At 60.7% G+C, this 19,248-nt stretch carries 16 protein-coding genes; 7 read left to right on the plus strand and 9 right to left on the minus strand.

The genetic code is table 11. The features are described from left to right. Positions 1–75: 75 nt before the first annotated feature. The 6 genes from rplM to I2F59_RS03445 all read left to right on the plus strand — a co-directional run bounded on the left by rplM (position 76) and on the right by I2F59_RS03445 (position 7,394). Positions 76–519 (plus strand): 50S ribosomal protein L13, encoded by a 444-nt coding sequence (gene rplM, locus I2F59_RS03420; RefSeq protein ID WP_022094635.1) that lies wholly within the window; start codon positions 76–78, stop codon positions 517–519. A gap of 2 nt (positions 520–521) precedes the next feature. Then, positions 522–917, plus strand: a complete 396-nt coding sequence (rpsI, locus tag I2F59_RS03425; RefSeq protein ID WP_022094634.1) for a 30S ribosomal protein S9 — start codon at positions 522–524, stop codon at positions 915–917. 123 nt (positions 918–1,040) lie between these two features. Continuing rightward, positions 1,041–2,378 carry a phosphoglucosamine mutase gene (glmM, locus tag I2F59_RS03430; protein WP_195503254.1) on the plus strand — a complete coding sequence of 446 codons (1,338 nt, stop codon included), beginning with the start codon at positions 1,041–1,043 and terminating at the stop codon, positions 2,376–2,378. Positions 2,379–2,479: 101 nt separating this feature from the next. After that, positions 2,480–2,947: a PTS sugar transporter subunit IIA gene (locus I2F59_RS03435; RefSeq protein WP_306421699.1), complete on the plus strand. Its 468-nt coding sequence runs from the start codon at positions 2,480–2,482 to the stop codon at positions 2,945–2,947. 271 nt (positions 2,948–3,218) lie between these two features. After that, positions 3,219–3,947: a glucosamine-6-phosphate deaminase gene (gene nagB, locus I2F59_RS03440; protein ID WP_055287061.1), complete on the plus strand. Its 729-nt coding sequence runs from the start codon at positions 3,219–3,221 to the stop codon at positions 3,945–3,947. A 447-nt stretch (positions 3,948–4,394) separates the two neighbouring features. Beyond that, positions 4,395–7,394, plus strand: a complete 3,000-nt coding sequence (locus I2F59_RS03445) for an AfsR/SARP family transcriptional regulator (protein WP_195503255.1) — start codon at positions 4,395–4,397, stop codon at positions 7,392–7,394. A gap of 69 nt (positions 7,395–7,463) precedes the next feature. Here the strand turns inward: I2F59_RS03445 and I2F59_RS03450 are convergent, their stop codons facing one another. From I2F59_RS03450 to I2F59_RS03475, 7 genes are all read right to left on the minus strand, one after another. Further along, on the minus strand, positions 7,464–7,763 hold the full coding sequence (locus I2F59_RS03450; RefSeq protein ID WP_006234690.1) for a YhbY family RNA-binding protein: 300 nt from the start codon (positions 7,761–7,763) through the stop codon (positions 7,464–7,466). Positions 7,764–7,921: 158 nt separating this feature from the next. Beyond that, positions 7,922–8,311 (minus strand): hypothetical protein, encoded by a 390-nt coding sequence (locus I2F59_RS09880; RefSeq protein WP_229065311.1) that lies wholly within the window; start codon positions 8,309–8,311, stop codon positions 7,922–7,924. Positions 8,312–8,449: 138 nt separating this feature from the next. Further along, positions 8,450–8,809 carry a class I SAM-dependent methyltransferase gene (locus tag I2F59_RS09970; RefSeq protein ID WP_271755866.1) on the minus strand — a complete coding sequence of 120 codons (360 nt, stop codon included), beginning with the start codon at positions 8,807–8,809 and terminating at the stop codon, positions 8,450–8,452. A 316-nt stretch (positions 8,810–9,125) separates the two neighbouring features. After that, positions 9,126–10,490, minus strand: coding sequence for a PFL family protein (locus tag I2F59_RS03460; RefSeq protein ID WP_195503256.1), 1,365 nt, complete (start codon positions 10,488–10,490; stop codon positions 9,126–9,128). 108 nt (positions 10,491–10,598) lie between these two features. Next, positions 10,599–13,157 carry a homocysteine S-methyltransferase family protein gene (locus I2F59_RS03465; RefSeq protein ID WP_195503257.1) on the minus strand — a complete coding sequence of 853 codons (2,559 nt, stop codon included), beginning with the start codon at positions 13,155–13,157 and terminating at the stop codon, positions 10,599–10,601. A 9-nt stretch (positions 13,158–13,166) separates the two neighbouring features. Further along, positions 13,167–13,955 (minus strand): vitamin B12 dependent-methionine synthase activation domain-containing protein, encoded by a 789-nt coding sequence (locus I2F59_RS03470; protein WP_195503258.1) that lies wholly within the window; start codon positions 13,953–13,955, stop codon positions 13,167–13,169. After that, entirely contained in the window at positions 13,955–14,827 is an 873-nt protein-coding gene (locus I2F59_RS03475) for a methylenetetrahydrofolate reductase (RefSeq protein WP_195443881.1), read from the minus strand. Before I2F59_RS03475 ends, I2F59_RS03470 begins: the two co-directional genes overlap by 1 nt. A 426-nt stretch (positions 14,828–15,253) precedes the next feature. Here I2F59_RS03475 and I2F59_RS03480 point away from each other — a divergent pair, with 426 nt between their 5' ends. Beyond that, positions 15,254–17,341, plus strand: coding sequence for a glutamine synthetase III family protein (locus I2F59_RS03480; protein WP_195503259.1), 2,088 nt, complete (start codon positions 15,254–15,256; stop codon positions 17,339–17,341). A 459-nt stretch (positions 17,342–17,800) separates the two neighbouring features. Here I2F59_RS03480 and I2F59_RS03485 read toward each other — a convergent pair whose 3' ends face one another. Both I2F59_RS03485 and I2F59_RS03490 read right to left on the minus strand, forming a co-directional pair. Then, positions 17,801–18,745 carry an IS3 family transposase gene (locus tag I2F59_RS03485; RefSeq protein ID WP_271755869.1) on the minus strand — a complete coding sequence of 315 codons (945 nt, stop codon included), beginning with the start codon at positions 18,743–18,745 and terminating at the stop codon, positions 17,801–17,803. Further along, a complete protein-coding gene (locus I2F59_RS03490; RefSeq protein WP_271802684.1) occupies positions 18,673–19,146 on the minus strand; it encodes a helix-turn-helix domain-containing protein in 474 nt (157 codons plus the stop codon). Before I2F59_RS03490 ends, I2F59_RS03485 begins: the two co-directional genes overlap by 73 nt. Positions 19,147–19,248 lie beyond the last annotated feature (102 nt).

Raw genomic sequence — 19,248 nt, forward strand, 5'->3', positions numbered from 1 at the left:
GGGTAATATGGACGGGTTACTTGCAGAGCCCCGTGAATCTCTGTAACAACACGTACTGTACATGGAGGAGTCTAAGTGATTTCGAAATCGACTCACTACGCCAAGCAGGGCGAGGTCCAGCGCAACTGGGTTCTCGTCGACGCCGATGGTGCTGTCCTGGGCCGTCTTGCCACCCAGATCGCAATGATCCTGCGCGGTAAGAACAAGCCCCAGTTCACGCCCAACAGCGACTGCGGCGACTTCGTTGTCGTCATCAACGCCGATAAGGTCCAGCTTACCGGTAACAAGGCCGACACGAAGACCTATTATCGCCACAGCGGCTACAACGGCGGCCTCAAGGCTGAGAGCTTCCGCCAGGCTATGGAGAAGCACCCGGAGAAGGTCATTGAGCGCGCCGTTCGCGGTATGCTGCCCAAGACCACCCTCGGCCGTGCCCAGATGACCAAGCTTAAGGTCTACGCTGGTGCCGAGCATCCGCATGCTGCCCAGAACCCCACGAAGATTGAGCTGGAGGCTTAAAGATGGCTGAGAACACCGTTGTCTACCAGGGTACCGGCCGTCGTAAGAACGCCGTCGCCCGCGTCCGTCTCGTCCCCGGCACCGGCAAGGTGACCATCAACAAGCGTGACGCCGAGCAGTATTTCGGCCGTCATCAGCTCGTTGAGAACGCCCTTGCTCCCTTCAAGGTGACCGACACCGCCGGTCAGTTCGACGTTATCGCTCTGTGCGATGGCGGCGGCATCTCCGGTCAGTCCGGCGCTCTGCGCCTGGGCATCGCTCGCGCTCTTCTGAACGCTGGCGACTACCGTGCTGACCTCAAGAAGGCCGGTTTCCTTACGCGCGATGCTCGCGTGGTCGAGCGCAAGAAGTACGGCCTCAAGAAGGCCCGCCGCGCTCCCCAGTTCTCCAAGCGCTAAGGTTTTATCTCCTTTCGAGATACAATGTACAAGCGGGGCCTGCCGATTCCTCGGCGGGTCCCGCTTTTCTTTTTCGACTAGGGTGGGCGGTTGCATATCGCCTGCTAGGGAAGGAGCGATCCTATGCCCCAGAACATCTTCGGTACCGACGGCGTCCGTGGCGTCGCCAACGCCGATCTTTCGTGCGACCTCGCGTTTCGCCTGGGTCGCGCGGCGACCAAGTTTCTTGGTCCGGACATCTGCATCGGCCGTGACACGCGCCTTTCGGGCACCATGCTCGAGAGCGCTCTGACCGCCGGCATTATGGCCGAGGGCGGCCGTCCGCACTGCTGCGGCGTCATCCCCACGCCTGCCGTGGCACTGCTCACCGTTCAGAACGAGCTCGACGGCGGCATCGTCATCTCTGCTTCGCATAATCCGCCGGAGTTCAACGGCATCAAGTTCTTTAGCCGCAAGGGTATGAAGCTTCCCGATGCTGTCGAGGAAGAGATCAGCGCCTGGGTCATGTCCGAGGAAGCCATGGCTGCCGACACGCTGCCGACTGGCGCCGGCGTGGGCCACATTATCAAGATGAAGGACGCCCGCAAGGCATATGTCGACCACGCCATCAGCACCCTCGACGGCCTTAAGCTCGACGGCCTGGTCGTTGCCGTTGACTGCGGCCACGGTGCTTCTTGCCAGACCACGCCCGCCGCACTGCAGCGCCTAGGTGCCACGGTGCACGCTATCAACACCGATTACTGCGGCACTGACATTAACGTTGAGTGCGGCTCTACGCACCTCGAGCCCCTGCGCGAGCTCGTGCTGCGCACCCATGCTGACATCGGTCTGGCCCACGACGGCGACGCCGACCGCGTACTGTTCGTGGACAGCGAGGGCAACGAGATCGACGGTGACTACATCCTGGCTATCTGCGGTTCTGACCTCGCCGCTCGCGGCAAGCTCGCTAACTCCGAGATCGTTTCGACCGTCATGTGCAACCTGGGCTTCTCCATCGCTATGAAGGAGCAGGGCTTCGAGATGGTCCAGACCGCCGTGGGCGACCGCTACGTTCTGGAGCGCATGCTCGCGGACGGCGCCGTCATCGGCGGCGAACAGTCCGGCCACATCATCTTCCTGGAGCACAACACCACCGGCGACGGCCTGGTGACGGCTCTGCAGCTGCTGGCCGTGCTCAAGCGCACCGGTCGTACCCTCACCGATCTTTCCGGCATCATGAAGAAGTACCCGCAGGTGCTCGTCAACGTGCATTCCGACAACAAGGCCGGTCTGGACGATTGCCAGCCCATCTGGGATGCCGTCGCTGCTGCCGAGAAGGAGCTTGACGGCCGCGGCCGCATTCTGGTGCGCCCGAGCGGTACCGAGCCGCTGGTCCGTGTGATGGCCGAGGCCGAGACGCACGAGTTGACCCAGCGCGTTGTTGACGACATCGTCGAGGTTGTCAAGCGCGAACTTCCCTAATGGCCAAAAACGGGTGCCAAGTGGTAAACTGACAAGGTTATTTTGATTGATTGGTATGTCCGAGGGGGAGCATGTTCACTAAAGTCCTAAGGTCTTTTGGTATGCGTGGTCGAGTCCTTACGCTGGATGCTCCCATCTCTGGTGATGTCATTCCGTTGTCCGAGGTCAATGACCAGACGTTTGCCACCGGCCTTTTGGGCCAGGGCGTGGCGATTCAGCCTACCGGCACGCGCGTGATTGCGCCGGCAGACGCCAAGGTCGAGGCCATTTTTCCCACGGGACACGCCGTTGCGCTTAACACGGTCGATGGCTTGGACGTGCTCATCCACGTTGGTTTGGACACTGTTCAGCTCGAGGGCAAGCACTTTACCGTACATGCGCAAGTGGGTGACATCGTCCATAAGGGTGATGTACTCATTGAGTTCGATCGCGAGGCAATTGCTGCCGAGGGCTACGATGTGACGGTTCCCATCTTGGTGTGCAACTCCGTTGAGTTCTCAAGCATCAAGGGCTCCGTTGGCGTGCATGTCGAAGAGATGGACCAACTCATCGTTGCTCGCGAGCGCTAGCAAGTGCACGTGGCCATTAGCCTACAATTCAAACACGTTTACGGAGGGCGCCCTTGAAAGAGGACGCCCTCCGTGGCAAGATGGGATTTGTCCGAGGCTAAACAGCTTTGGGTCACCGTGGACGGGCAGGGGCCTCGACGCGGTTAGACACGAGACACATACATTACGCGACCTCGCCCTGGTGGCCGCACACGTTGGTTGCGGCCGACGCGGGCCGCGGGCAAGTGCTTGTAAGGGAGCCTTGCCTCTCTTGTACGAGAAAGGACGCGTAATGAAGATCATTAAAGCTAAAGACTACGAGGATATGAGCCGCAAGGCCGCTAATATCATCTCGGCCCAGGTTATCCTCAAGCCCGACTGTGTGCTGGGCCTTGCCACCGGCTCCACCCCGATCGGTGCCTACAAGCAGCTCGCTGCTTGGTACGAGAAGGGCGACGTCGACTTTGCCGAGGTCAGCACCTACAACCTGGACGAGTATCGCGGCCTTTCGCACGACGATCCCCAGAGCTATCACTACTTCATGCGTGAGAACTTCTTCGATCACATCAACATCGACCTGAACAACACGCATGTGCCCGACGGTTCCAACCCCGACGCCGCCGCTGCGTGCTCTGAGTACGACAAGATCGTCGCTGACGCCGGTTACCCGGATCTGCAGCTGCTCGGCATTGGCAACAACGGCCACATCGGCTTCAACGAGCCCGATGACCACTTCTCCAAGGGTACGCACTGCGTCGACCTCACCGAGAGTACCATTCAGGCCAACAGCCGCCTGTTCGACAGCATCGACGATGTTCCCCGTCAGGCCTACACCATGGGTACCCAGACCATCATGTATGCCCGCATGATCCTGGTCGTCGCCAACGGCGAGGCCAAGGCTCAGGCTGTGCATGACATGTGCTATGGTCCGGTTACACCCGAGTGCCCGGCTTCGATCCTGCAGCTGCACACCAACTGCGTTGTCGTTGCCGACGAGGCCGCTCTTTCGCTCTGCGAGTAGCGCGAATCCTGCGGCTCGACATAACCTTGCCTAAGGCCTCCGCTTTGCGGGGGCCTTTTTGCTATCCCTTTCTGTCCACTTGACCAAAAACTTGCCGTAAGCTTGACGAATACCGGATGTCCAACAGCTTGATTCATTCCATATCAGATTCTATGCAAAAATGCTACTAAAAGGTCGTAGACGGTAGCGGGTGCTAGGCGAGTTGAATGACATGGCTGAACCTTGTTCATCTGCGTTACACTGACGCTTAGATGGGACAAGCTGACAAGCTCATTTACCTGCTTAAAGACCGATTAGTCGGGGATTAATAACAATCGGCCCTCGCTGTACAAAAACTTGCCGCTTGCGTACCAAAAGACAACCTAAAACACAAGGTCGCTCTATTCATAGCGCGGCTTGTATGGTCTTGCGGCTACAGTGTCCATACGGTCGACTTGAGGAGCGGGCATGGTAAACGATTTGAGCGGTATAGACGACCTCGAGCTGATGCCGCTGGGCGGAGGCTATATGGTGCGACGCGAACGCTTGATGAATGAGCTTATCGCCAAGGGCCGAAAGGCCGGCATCGTGGTTCTTTATGCGCCCGACGGGTTTGGGAAGACCTCGGTGCTGCTGCAGTACACCCATGAGGTTAAATGCGACCCAACGCGAGGCCCCGTGCGGATTATCGAGGCCGATCGCGCCATTGGGCGCGAGGTGTTTATGCAGCTCGAGGTGGTTACCGAAGAACTCAAAGACAAACCGCACTCCCTTATCGCGATTGATAATGTGCCAAACCTCGATCAGCACGATACCGAAGACCTCATCGACAGGATTCGCGGCCTGCGCGCTATGGGGGTTGGGGTCTTTATCTCCTGCCGTCCTTCAAATCGTCAGCTGATTCATGGGCTGGGCGATTCGGTTAAGATCAATGCGCAGATGCTCAAGGTGCATGCCTATGAGTATTCGGCGTGGGCATCGGCGTTTTCGATCAGCACATCGCTCGACTTCTATCAGCTCACGCAGGGCGTGCCCGAGCTCGTTTCGGCATTGCAGACGGGTCTGTATGGCCAAGGCGACGTAGCCGGCCTGCTCGAAAACGAGATTGTCAACGTATATGGCGCGGCACTTGCCGATCTGGCTTCGCTCGACAATAATGCGCTGTTTTGCGTGGCATGTCTCATGGTTTTGATGGGCGAGGGCAATATCGCAGAACTCGAGGCTTGTGGGGTGAGGTTGTCGATGGTCGACCAGTCCTACTTTGTGCGCGACTACCCGATCTTTGGCTTGGATCCCGCCGAGCGGAGTTTTACGTGTCTGGGCACGGAGGATAACGGACGCTTGCGTTTGCGTAAGTTGGTGGCCGAGGTTCGCCCCGAACTTGTTCCGAGGGCGGCCCGGATTTTGCTTAAGGCGGGCCGATGCGATGCGGCGATGGGCCTGGCGGACGCCTTTTTGGACCGTGAAGCGGTCCTTGAACTTGCTGGGCAGTATGGGGTCGATTTGGCCCTGACGGGGCACGGGGCCGATATCTGCCGAGCAGCGCTGGGCACGATCGATGCTGACGATCCGGCTCCAGAGCCAACGCCTGCCGAGGCACTCGGCGTATATCTGGCAGCGGTCAGCGTGTCCAATACAAAGCTCGCTCGCTATATGGCATCGGTTATCGAGCGCGGGGGCGAACGGGCGGCCTGTGAAATAGACCCTGTTTCATGGAGGGTGGCCCAGACGCTGACGGCTGTTTGCTATGGGGACAACGGGCTTGGGCTTCCTACGAACCTGGCCGTGCCAGAAATCGAGACATCCCATACCGCACTCGATATGTTGTCTGCGCATATCGAGGTCAAGCGGTGCCTGACCGAGCGGGGAGATGACGGCGGCGTTCTACAGCAGCTCAAAACGAGCAAGGCCTACGACTGCGAGCTCGACATCGCGGGGATTGTTATACGGGCCGATAGTATGCTGGTGGAGCTCTTTGACGGGTCGTTTGCGGGAACCGACGAACGCGACGACGAGATGACGGTGGTGCGGGAGGCGCTCGACGTACGCGGGCTTAAGGCGATGGCTATCTGGGTGCGCATGGTGTTGGCGGCACGGCGGCTCCTTTCCGGCTTGCCGGTAACCGACGACGCGGCGTTCAACGAGCTCGATCGTTTTGCCGTGCGCATGCGCGACAACCAGATTCAGCTGTTTGGCCTGTTGCTAGAAGGCTGGCAGTCGCTGGCAGAGGGACGGCCGGTTAATGCAAAGTTCCGTGCGGTCCAAGTGCTCAAACTTGCCGAGGAGTCGATTGCGTACATGCGCGATAACGCATTGCTGCTGGAGCGCGCGGCATATCTGCGTAACACCTCGATGGTTTCGGTGCGCGAGGAAGCGGAGCTACTCGATATAAGCCAGACGCAGGTTGGTGGCGCAGAAGCCTGGATGGTGGCACTGCATTTGGCCTGTGCGGGCCGAGACAGCGACCTTGCGGCCTGGATGTCCATGAATCGTGCGGGGATTCTAGAGCCATCGTATCGGCTCTTTGCGCGCCTTGCCATGCATTGTCTGGGCGAGCCGGCGGGCAGGATACGCAAGAAGCTTCCCGTGCGCGAGCTGTCGCGGTACTCGCTGCGCGACGATTTGGAAGGGGAGGGCGAGCGCCTATTCCAGGCCGGCGAGGTTGAAGCCGTTGATACCATCGACCATATCGAGATTCGCATGTTTGGTGCGTTTCGCGCCGAGCGCGACGGGTTTCCCATCACGGACAAAATGTGGCGCCGCAAGAAGGCGGCGACGCTTGCCGAGCGGCTTGCGCTGGGCATGGATGCGCTCGTCGATCGTGAGACGCTGGCCATGGAGCTGTGGCCCCATGCCGAGTTCAATAGCGCCCGCAATAACCTGTACTCGACGATATCGCGCTTGCGGTCGGCTCTGGGACCGACGCCAGACGGCAAGTCGTGTGTGCTCATCCAAAATGAATGCATCGGGCTCAACAGCGACTACGTCAAGACCGATGTGCGGCTGTTTGACCAGATAAGCCGCGAGGTTTTGGGAAATCGCACGGGTGCGCGCGGGCCCCATCTGGTCGAGTTGTGCCTTAAGATAGAGCAGCTTTATGCCGGGCCGCTGTATGTTCCCAATGGCTGTAATCCCACCTACTTTTTGCGTATGCGACGCATTATGCAGTCAAAGTACATCGATTGCATGATTAAGGGGGCAAATGCCGCTCTAGAAGAAAACGATCTGCAGTCGGCGATTTGGCTGGCGGAGTCGGGGCTTCGGCAGGAAACGGCGCGTGAGGATATGGTGCGCTGCGCCATGCGCGTCTACAGTGCGGCGGGGCGGCGGCGCGATATCGTCGAGCTATACAGCGGGCATATGCACCATCTGAGGGAACAGGTCAATGGCGTGCCCGAGCCCGAGACGCGGCGTCTATACGAGCGCTTGGTGGAGGGGCGGCTCAATCGCGTACTGGTCGAGCGATAAAAAACGGGTGCCCGAAGTACTTGGGCACCCGTAAGCTTGCTATGTGTTGGCTCGCCGAATCATTGGCTCTTAGACGAGCTTGATCTTCTCGATGTCCTTGCGCGAGGACTCGCGATACAGCGAGAACTTGCGGCCGATGACCTGGACGACCTCGGCGTGGCAGCGCTCGGCGAGCTCCTCGGCGGCCTCGCGGGCGGAAAGACTGGAGCCATCGAGCACGGAGCACTTAACGAGCTCGTGCTTCTCCAAGTAGGCGACCGTCTGCTCGACGGTGCCCTCGTTGACATCGGACTTGCCGATGATGATGGCGGGGTTGAGGTGATGGGCCATGCTGCGAAGCTGCTTGACCTGGGCTCCTGTCAGTGCCATGGGTTCTCGCTTTCTATGTATGGGGCGCCCCGCGACGGGGCCTTAATCTACGTGAGCTGTCCCACGATAGCGCAGGAACGGCGCGGTGTGGAGCGCGTTTACCCAGTTCGCAAAGAATGCGGATGCCGAGTGAGTGGGCGGTGCGGGCTGCGAACAGGCTATGAGCTGGGCGCAGAGACCGGCTCCCATGCAATAAACGCCCAACGAACCTTACGAACATGATCGAGCATATAGCGCCCCTGCGGCACGCCCTTGGAGCCCGGCTCACCGGCATGGGGATTCTCGATCATGTGCTGGGCGATGTAGTCGCGCAGACGGTCGACCTTATCCTCGTTGCCATGCTCAAGCATGCGGGAAAAGTCCGCCACGCCTGCCTCGAGGCTATTAAAGGTATCGCGACGAGGCGATTCAAAGTATGTAACCTGCGGCAACGCACCCATCTGAATAAGGATGTTAAAAGCATACACAAAGCCATTACTGCAGGTAACCGAGGCGCCGATAGCGTTCATCAAGTGCAGATCATAGCGCGGGCTGGAGTTGGCGACCATCGTGACAGCACAACGCCGACGAGCCGTACGGTCAAGCTTGGCAAGCGCACCTTTTAGGTTGTTCGTGGTGACAGAGCGACTGGCAAAGGCAACATCAACCGCTTTCGCGACCGGTCCAACCAAATCCCAATCATCATCTCAAGCAAGCTCAAGCGGTGTAATGCGATCCTCGAGCCCATAGTACTCAATGCCAGCATCAAGCGTACCCAGCATGGCAGGGGAGAAATCAGCCGCAATCACCGGATGCCCAGCCTGAGCAAGCGGAATAGCAATCGACCCAGCCCCACACCCCATATCAAGCACCGACTCACCAGGCTTCAACGCCAACAGCTTTATAAAATCCCGAGCATAAGGGGCAGTCTCCAACGGCCGAAAATGCCGAGCCCGCTTATCCCACTCAAAAGAATCATCAGCCCGCCGCCGACCAGCCTGCAGACGCATCCATTCGCCATTCCAATCAGCAGCAAGCAGCTCAGAACGATTCTCCCCATCAACCACGGGCCAACCTCCTAGCAACAAAAAAGCGACTCCCCCAAAAAGAAGAGCCGCAACCAGCATATATCAGAAAGAACCGATCCAACGCCAAACCGCCATACCAGCAAAGTAGGGCAGAAGCGAAGCGACTGCCAAAGGGATAGAACCCAACCGAGGTCCCGTTGTGCGGGAGCCCCGGGGAGGGCAAATATATAAGGTCGATCGCGAGTTCCGCACGAGCCGGAGAGCACTTAATGTGCTCTCCGTGCGAGTCAGGACTGTCCGAGCAGGCGACCTTATATATTTGCCCTCCCCGGGGCTCCTCGCCAGTCCCCCTCAGCTAGTTCTTCAGCGAGTTCAGCGGTGCCGGGAAGCGTCCGCCGCGGTGGGCAAGCACGGTGCCGGCGTTGGGGTTCACCGGCATGATGGGCGCACGGCCGAACAGGCCGCCGTACTCAACGCAGTCGCCCACGCCCTTGCCGATGGCGGGGATCACGCGGACGGCCGTGGTCTTGTTGTTGATGACGCCGATGGCCATCTCGTCGGCGATGATGCCTGCGATGGTCTCGACCGGGGTGTCGCCGGGGATGGCGATCATGTCCAGGCCGACGGAGCACACGCAGGTCATGGCCTCGAGCTTCTCGAGCGAAAGCGCACCGGCCTCGACGGCGGCGATCATGCCGGCATCCTCGGACACGGGGATAAAGGCGCCCGAGAGGCCGCCCACGCTGGAGCTGGCCATGACGCCGCCCTTCTTGACGGCATCGTTGAGCATGGCGAGCGCGCAGGTCGTGCCGGGGCCACCGCAGGTGCCCACACCGATAATCTCGAGAATGCGCGCGACGGAATCGCCGACGGCAGGCGTGGGAGCCAGCGACAGGTCGACAATGCCCTTCTCGACACCCAGACGATGGGCGGCCTCGCGGCTCATGAGCTCGCCGGCACGGGTGATCTTAAAGGCGGTCTGCTTGATTTTCTCGGCAACCTCCATCATCGAGGCGGAGTCGGGGAGCGTCTCCAAGGCAGCAGCCATAACGCCGGGGCCCGAGACGCCAACGTTGATGACGGCGTCGGCCTCGCCACCGCCGTGGACGGCGCCCGCCATAAACGGGGAGTCCTCGACCATGTTGGCAAAGCAGACAAACTTGGAGGCGCCAACGGAATCCTGGTCGGCCGTGAGCTTGGCGGCGTCGATGATGGTCTGCGCGGCCATGAGCACGGCGTCCATGTTGATGCCGGCACGTAGGCTGGCGACGTTGACGCTGGAGCAGACGCGGCTCGTGGTAGCGAGCGCCTGGGGGATGGACTGGATGACGCGGCGGTCGGCGTCGCCGATGCCCTTCTGGACGAGTGCGGAGAATCCGCCCAGGTAATCGATGCCGAGCGTCTCGGCCGCGCGGTCGAGGGCATGCGCGATGGGGGTGAGGTCCTCATCCTTGCAGCATGCGGCGATCTGCGCCACCGGGGTGACGGAAACGCGCTTGTTGACGATGGGGATACCGTACTCGCGCTCGAGGTTCTCGGCGGTCTCGACCAGATGCTCAGCCGTGTGCGTCACGTGGTCGTAGATTTTCGTGCACATGCGGTCGAGGTTCTCGTCGCCGCAACCCATGAGCGAAACACCCATGGTGATGGTCCTGATGTCGAGGTTCTGTTCCTCAACCATGCCGCGGGTTTCCGCGATTTCTGCGGGCGTGATCGCCATCCTTGCGCTCCTATCTGCCAAAACGAGCATAGTCTTATCTATTCTAACGTGCCGCACGTGCCATGTGGCGCGTGCGGCACGTTTTGGTGCTCGGTTGTTTCCGTTGTGTTACTGTCCAAAGACCTCTTCGGCGATGCGAGCGCTTTCGGCGGCGTCCTTGGCGTAGTAGTCCGCGCCGATCTGCTTGGCGTATTCGGGGGTGAGTACGGCGCCGCCCACGATGATCTTGACGCCCGGCACCTCAGTATGAAGCAGCTTGATGGTCTCCTCCATGGCGACGACTGTGGTAGTCATAAGCGCCGAGAGGCCGACGAGTTTGATGTCGCGCTCCTTGACGGTCTTGAGTACTTCCTGCGGATCGACGTCGCGACCCAGGTCAAAGACGGTGTAGCCGTAGTTGTCGAGCAGCATTTTGACGATGTTCTTGCCAATATCGTGGATGTCGCCCTTGACGGTGGCCACGCAGATTTTGCCCTTGTCGGCAATCTCGCCGGCGGGCATCAGGCGCTTGATGGTGTCGAAGCCCACGCGCGCGGCCTCGGCCGAGGCCATGAGCTGCGGCAAGAAGAACTTGCCCCGGTCAAAGAGGACGCCAACTTCGTCGAGGGCGGGGATAAAGTGATTGTTGATGAGGTCCATGGCGTCGTGGTCGGCCAGCAGGCGCTCGGTCTCGGCAGCGATCTCGCCTTTGCGACCCGAGACGACCATGCGACGAATCGGGTCGTCGTTGCCGTCGGTGCCGGCGGTGCCAGCAGCGGGCACAGCGTCGGTCGATACTGCCTGAGCAGCTGCCGGGTTGGCGGCGATCTTGTACGGATCGGTCCAGCCGGCATAGCGCTCGATGTATCCGGTCGAGCCCTCGTCCTCAACGCTCAGGACGCGATAGCTGTAGACGGTATCCATAAAGCGCTTGGAGCCCGGGTTCATGATGGGGGCGTCCAGGCCCGCGCCAAAGGCGGCGGCCAAAAAGACCGAACCCAGCAGCGGGCGGGCAGGCAGGCCAAAGCTGATGTTCGACACGCCGAGCGCGCATTTGACGCCCAGACGCTCCTTGCACAGGGACATGGCGCGCAGGATCTGTTCGGCCTGGCGTTGATTGGTCGAGGCGGTCATGACCAGGCAGTCGATGAGGATGCGGTCCGGTCCAATACCGTAGCGCGCAGCCTCAGCCACGATGCGCTCGGCGATAGCGAAGCGAGCCTCGGCGGTATCGGGGATGCCGCTTTCGTCGAGCGTGAGGCCGACAACGTTGGTGCCGTAGTGGGCGACCAGCGGAAAGATCTCATCCATGATCTGCTGCTTGCCATTGACCGAGTTGATGATGGGCTTGCCGGCGTAGCGGCGCACGGCGGCCTCGACGGCTGCGGGGTCGGTGGAGTCGATCTGCAGCGGCAGCAGCGTGGAGCCCTGGAGCTGTTCGGTCGCCTGTTGGATGATCTTGACCTCGTCGATCTCGGGCAGGCCGACGTTGACGTCCAGGATATCGGCGCCCTGTTCCTGCTGGCTGATGCCCTGGCTCACGACGTAGTCCAGATCGCCGTCGCGCAGGGCCTGCTGCAGGCGCTTTTTGCCGGTGGGGTTGATGCGCTCGCCGATGACGGCGATTTTGTGGCCGTCGCAGGGAAGGTCCACCACGGTCTGGGCGCTTGTGACCGACATGCTGGGCTTGCGGTGGCGCGGGCTGGGCGTGTGGTTGTCGATAAGCGTGCGCAAGGCCGCTATGTGCGCCGGCGTGGTGCCGCAGCAACCGCCCACGACGCTCACGCCGTCCTCGATCATGCCGGCGACGGCCTTGGCGTATTCGGGGGCCTGGATGTCAAAGACGGTATTGCCGTCGTCGTCCACATGGGGAAGTCCCGCGTTGGCCTGCACCATAATGGGCTTATCGGAAACGGTGAGCATACGTGCGGCGAGTCCTCGTAGCTCGGCCGGTCCCTGGCTGCAGTTGATGCCCAAAACGTCGGCGCCGATAGCGTCGAGCGTGATGGCGGCGACCTCGGGGCTCGTTCCTAGGAAGGTACGGCCGTCTTCCTCAAAGGTCATGGTGGCAAAGACGGGCAGGTCGGAGTTCTCGCGGCAGGCGAGGACAGCCGCCTTGATCTCGGCCAGGTCGGTCATGGTCTCGATAATAAAGAGGTCCACGCCCGCATCGACGCCTGCGCGCACTTCCTCGGCAAAGAGGTCGTAGGCCTCGTCGAAGCTCAGGGTACCCAGGGGGCGAAGCAGCGCGCCGATGGGGCCGATATCGCCGGCGACGTAGCGGGCGCCGGCCTCGCGGGCACAGGCGACGGCCGCGGCAAAGACGTCTGCCACGGTGGCGGCACCGTCGAGCTTGTGGGCGTTGGCGCCAAAGGTGTTGGCGGTAATCACGTCGCAGCCGGCCTCGACATATTGACGTTGGATATCAGTGATAACCTGGGGTTCCTCAAAGTTGAGCAGCTCGGGCAGGGCGCCCGCCTTCATACCAGCGGCCTGCAACATGGTGCCCATACCGCCGTCGAACAGCAAGTGCCCCGTGCCCTCGATGGCGGCGCGCAGGCGATCGTCCTTAATGCGCAGATCGTCGATCGTGCGCGTCTTGTACGTGGCACCGTTGCGACGTGCGGCATCAACGGGTGCCGCCAATGCAGTGCCGTCAGAATCATGAGTGATAAGCGGAGTAAACATCGGGGGCTCCTAATGGCTGGAATAGCAGGTGGTGTGGGCGGCGCGGAAGCGGCAGTGTTCGCGCATGCGGCAGATATTGCAGGTGGGGCGGCTCTGGGCGTCGTGGACCTCGCCGTCGAATAGGCCGATCACCGCGGTCACGCTTTTGGTGGGCATGAGCAGGCTGGTGGGTGTGACGGTAAGCCCGATGAGCCGCGTGGCGTTGAGCGCATTGACGATCGAGCGCTGGGCCGAGAGCGGGCAGTCGCCATAGCCGGGACTAAAGCGCCAGTTGCCGGCGAGCCCGTGTGTGGCGGCGTCCGTCTTGACCTGCTGGTCCATTTGCTCAACGGCGGCTTCCACGTAAGCGGAGCACGCGGCGTCGAGCACGGCGCCCTCCAGGGGATGTTGGGCTCCCGTGGTGCGCAGACGGCGCTCGGCGTCCATGCCGAGGGTGCATGCCATGAGCGCGGCAAAGCGGGCATCTTTGAGATGTCGATAGATATCGCGACCTCGCAGCTCAACGTTGGTGCCAACCAGACGGATGCAAGGCTTGCCCTGCTCGTCCACGCCCGTGGCATCGATGGCAAATACGCGGCGCACGCCACGGGGCTCAATGTCCAGTTCCAGACGTTCAACGACAAGCTCAATACGTCGTGACAGTTCGGGCTCAATCTGCTGGCCGCCGTAACCCAGATACCGCAGCATCTCGGCACGGTCGACACGGGGATGGTGCGCAGCATCGACACGGTAAAGCGCCGGCGACGCAAGGTCGGCCGGCACTTCGACAGCGGTTGTATCGATGTGCGGTTTTTCCATTACCCCAGGCGCTCCATAATGGTCGCGGCGATCGCAGGACGGTTCATAGTGTACAGGTGCAGGCCGTCGGCGCCGTGCTCCTTGAGGTCGCAAAGCTGGCGGGCTGCATAATCTACACCAGCTGCCTGCAGGCTCTCGGGGTCATTCTCGTACTTGGCGAGAATCTTGATGACGGGGGAAGGCAGCGACGCGCCGCACATAAAGACCATGCGGCTGATCTGCGACTTGCCCATAAACGGCATGATGCCCGCGGTAATGGGCACGGTGATGCCGGCCTTGTCGGCAAGCTCGCGAAAACGGTAGAAGCACTCGTTATCAAAGAAGAGCTGCGTCACAAAGAAGCTCGCGCCGGCGTCCTGTTTTTGCTTGAGGTGTTCGACCGAGAGGTTGAGATCCTCGCAGGCAATGTGGCCCTCGGGGTAGGCTGCGGCGCCCACGCAAAAGCCGGCGTCGACGAGCTCGGGGATGAGGTCGCGGGCGTAGGCGTAGTCGGAGGCGGGCTTGTCGTCCTCGGTTGCGCCGGCAGGGAGATCGCCACGCAGGGCCAGGATGTTTTCCACGCCGGCGGTGCGATACTCGTCGATCTTGGCGGCGATATCGGCGTGCGAGCGGCCCACGCAGGTAAGGTGTGCCACCGAGGGTGTATCGAATTCGCTCGTAATCATATGCGCGATGGGGGCGGTGGTGGCGCCGTTGCCCGAGCCGCCGGCCGAGCAGGTGACCGAGACAAAGCTCGGCGAAAGCTTGCACAGATTGCCTGCCACTTCGCGAGCCGTGTCGAGGGTCAGCTCGCCCTTGGGCGGGAACATCTCAAACGAAATGGGCGCGGTGTCCTGGGATGCTGCCTGCTTAAAAACCTCGTCGACGCGCATATCGTGCTCCTTTAGATACGTAATAGTGCGATGTGTTGTAAGGATTCTACAGCACCACTGTGCCACGGTGGAGTTTCACTCGCTATTTGAGGATACCAATCAAAGATGCCTTGCTATCGGCTTTCTCTATAACAGAGCGGCTAATCTAGGCACGGACTATAAAGACTGGTATCTGATGCAAAATACCAGTTAATAGAGCTCCATCCCAAATTGACTACCCTTAAACCATGGGGAGAGGTCTGCAATTTATGCAGTTGATTGGCTGTTGAGGGTGGCAACGCCGCCTCGATAGGGTAACCTCATTGATTGGTTTCGCGACAGCAACATAACGGTAATGTCGCGGAAACACGGCGAGTCTAAGCTATGACTCGTTCGTTAGTAATCAACACCGCTTCTCACGCGGTGCCGATACGAAGGGAGTTCCGTATGGCCGAACTTACTGACCGCTTCGGGACCATGGTGTTCTCTGAGGAAGTCATGAAGGACTACCTCCCCAAGGACATTTGGAAGCGCCTTGCTGCAACCCTCGAGGGCGGTGAGCCGCTCGACCTGGATGTGGCCAACGCCGTTGCCCATGCCATGAAGGTCTGGGCCATCTCCAAGGGCGCGACGCACTATGCGCACTGGTTCCAGCCGCTTTCGGGCATTACTTCCGAGAAGCACGACAGCTTCCTCGAGCCCAACCACGACGGCACCGCCATTACCAAGTTTACGGGCAAGAACCTCATCCAGGGCGAGCCCGATGCCTCGAGCTTCCCCAACGGCGGCCTGCGTGCTACCTTCGAGGCCCGTGGCTACACCGCTTGGGACCCCACTAGCCCCGCCTTTATCAAGGACGATGTCCTGTGCATCCCCACGGCTTTCTGCTCCTACACGGGCGAGGCCCTGGACAAGAAGACCCCGCTGCTGCGTTCCATGACCGCGCTCTCGCGTGAGTCTAAGCGCGTTTTGGCGCTGTTCGGTAAGACCCCCAAGAAGGTCGTTCCTTCCGTGGGCGACGAGCAGGAGTACTTCCTGATCAAGAAGGACGCCTACCGCAAGCGCAAGGACCTGGTCATTACCGGCCGCACCCTCTTTGGCGCCGCTCCCTGCAAGGGCCAGGAGCTCGAGGAGCACTACTTTGGCGCTATCCGCCCCACCGTCTCGGCCTATATGAAGGATCTGGACGATGAGCTGTGGGCACTTGGCATTCCCGCCAAGACCAAGCACAACGAGGTTGCTCCCTGCCAGCATGAGCTTGCCCCCGTCTATGGCGAAGTCAACGAGGCCATCGACCAGAATCTGGTCATGATGGAGAAGATGAAGCTCATCGCCTCCCGCCACGACTTGGTCTGCCTGCTGCACGAGAAGCCCTTTGAGGGCATCAATGGTTCGGGCAAGCACAACAACTGGTCGCTTGGCACCGAGTCCGAGAATCTGCTCGATCCGGGCGACACTCCGCTCGACAACCTGCAGTTCATCGTCTTCCTCACCGCGGTGATCGAGGCCGTCGATAACTATCAGGAGCTCCTGCGTGCCTCCGTTGCCTCGGCCGGTAACGACCATCGTCTGGGCGCCAACGAGGCTCCTCCGGCGATTATGTCCATCTTCCTGGGCGACCAGCTTACCGAGGTCGTCGAGAAGATCATCGATGGCAAGGCTTCCGTCCATGCCACGCGCGGCGTGCTCGACCTGGGCGCCGATACCCTGCCCAAGCTGATGCAGGACAACACCGACCGCAACCGAACCTCCCCGTTTGCCTTCACCGGCAACAAGTTCGAGTTCCGTGCCTGCGGCTCCGAGCAGAACGTCTCCGACTCCAACCTGGTGCTCGATGCCGCCGTGGCCAAGTCGCTCAAGTCCTTCGCCGACGCGCTTGAGGGTACGCCCGAGGATGAGTTCCAGGACGCTGCGCTCGAGTACTGCAAGAAGGTCCTGACCGACCACCAGCGCATCCTGTTCTCCGGTGACGGCTACTCCGACGAGTGGCCCGTTGAGGCCGAGAAGCGTGGTCTTGCCAACAACAAGACCACGGCCGACGCCCTGCCCGCCTTTGTTTCCGAAAAGGCCATCGCGCTCTTTGAGGAGACGGGTGTCCTGACCAAGGCCGAGGCTCAGTGCCGCTACGACTGCAAGCTCGAGAAGTACAACAAGCTCATGAACATCGAGGCCACCACGATGGTTCGCGAGGCGCGTCGTACCTATCGCCCGGTCATTACCGCCTATGCCACCAAGGTCGCTAAGGGCCTTGAGACTATTCGTGCCGCCGGTGCTGAGGCCGCCATGCAGTGCGAGCAGAACACGCTCAACAAGCTCTGCAACGGTATCACTGCCATCAACGACTCCATCAAGGCGCTCGACGTCGTGCATCAGAAGGCCGAGGCTCTCGATGGCCAGGAGCAGGCCAACGTGTACGCGCACGAGGTCGTTCCCGCTATGGATGCGCTGCGTGCCGCCGTGGACGCAATGGAGGAGATCGTGGCCGCTGACTACTGGCCGGTCCCGACCTACGACGACATTCTGTTCTATGTGTAGAACGTAACTGACATATCGTCACGGTATTGAGCCGGGGTCCGCATCATGCGGGCCCCGGTTTTTGTTTGCGAAGGACGCTTTGAAGCCCGTTTTGCCGCCGATTTGCCTAGGTATAAAGGGCTATGGGCAAAAAACGTCAAATATGAGTACTGTCACAAGTCCTGTAACATTATTTATTTGCAAAATATGTAGTGTTACACAACATATGTCCAAGTACTTAGCCGATAAACGTCTGCAATTTTTCCGCCGTAGGACGCCTGACGGCTAAATCGCCTTCTGAAGGCATGAAATCGCTGTAACTAAAATGGTAACAGTACTCATATTTGCCATTTTTTGACCACAGGCCTTGCGATGATGCCGGGATCCGCACCCTGTCGGGTTCGAATCCCGGCACATGGATAGCAAAAAGCCCGCCACCGCGTGAACTGCGCCCCAAATCTTGGACGCCCTAAATAGCGACTAGGCCGCAAGGGCCTGATTCCGGAACTCCTCCGGGGTCAGGCCCTTCAATCTTACCTGCCTCCGGCTCGTGTTCCAGTGGACTATGTATTCCTCCAGGTCGCGTTTGAAATCCTCGAACGTCTTCCACTCGCGGCCCCTGTAGAACTCGTCCTTGACGTGGCCGAAGAGCTGCTCGGTGGCGGCATTGTCGATGCAGTTCGCCTTCCTGGACATGCTCTGGACGATGCCGGCGGCCTCGAGCCTGGATGTGTACGAGGCGTGCTGGTACTGCCAGCCCCGGTCCGAGTGCATGGTCGGGGCGGCGCCCTCGGGGATCTTGGACAGCAGCTCGTCGAGCATCCTCACCTGCTGGGCCATGTCGGGCGTGGTCGATATGTCGCTCGCCACAATCTCCTTGGTGCAGAAGTCCAGCGTCGGGGCCCAGTAGGCCTTGCCGCCAGCCACCTTGAACTCGGTGACGTCCGTCCCCAGCTTCTGCCACGGGGCCCCGGCGTCGAAATCCCTCGCGATCACGTTCTCGAACGTTCTGCCGACGACGCCCTTGTACGAGTTGTACCTGTGGTAGGCCGTCTCGCGTCTGATCCCGCAGCGAATCCCCATCTCGCGCATCATCTTGAGCACGGTCTTGTCGGCTATCACGGCCCCCTCTTCCGCCCTGAGGCACATCGCTATCTGCCGGTGCCCGCAGCCGTTGGCGGTGCGCGAGAAGATCTCAGCGGCCGCCTCCCGGAGCTCGGGGCGCGTGGGCCTCGGCGGGTGCGCGAGGGCGTAGTAGTAGGTCGACCTCTTGAGCTCGACGCATGCGAGCAGGTGCCCGAGTGCGTGTCCCTCGGCGCGCAGGGCCGCGACCGCTTCGGCCTTCGCCCTGGTCAGAGCCCGTCCCTCTCGACCAGGGCGCGTAATTTTTTTAGGTAGGCCACCTCGGCCTCGAGCCTGCGGCACCGCTCCTCGAGCTCCTCCTCGCGGGTCCGCGGCCTCGCCCTGGAACCGCTCGGCCGGCCCTTGGGCCTCGGGCGCAGGGCCTCCGCGCCGCCCCGGCGGTATAGCGCGCACCACTTCTTGAGCGGCGACATCGACATTATGCCGAACGCCGCCATCGCCTCGGTCTTCGTCATGCCGCCGTCGACGACGGCGGAGGCGGCGGCGACCTTCTGCTCGTATGTGTACCTGCCCTGCTTTCCGTCCATGCGCAGCAGCACCTCGCTCCCGAATGCGCGGTATATCTCCTGCCATCTTCTCACGGCTTCCGCGGGAAGCGAAAGGGCAATCGCGGCAGATTTATACCCGTGCCCGAGCTCGAAGAGCCCTATGGCCGCCTTCCTGGCCTCGACATCATGCTTCACCCTCAAATCAACGCGCATAAAGAAATGGAGTGGGTATGATGAATTGGACACCTAGTTAAGAGCGAAAGGTGTTCAAGATGACCCAAAGAAGAAAGCGATACG

Origin of the sequence: Collinsella aerofaciens, from assembly GCF_015556945.1 — a bacterium.
Taxonomy (GTDB): domain Bacteria; phylum Actinomycetota; class Coriobacteriia; order Coriobacteriales; family Coriobacteriaceae; genus Collinsella; species Collinsella aerofaciens_AO.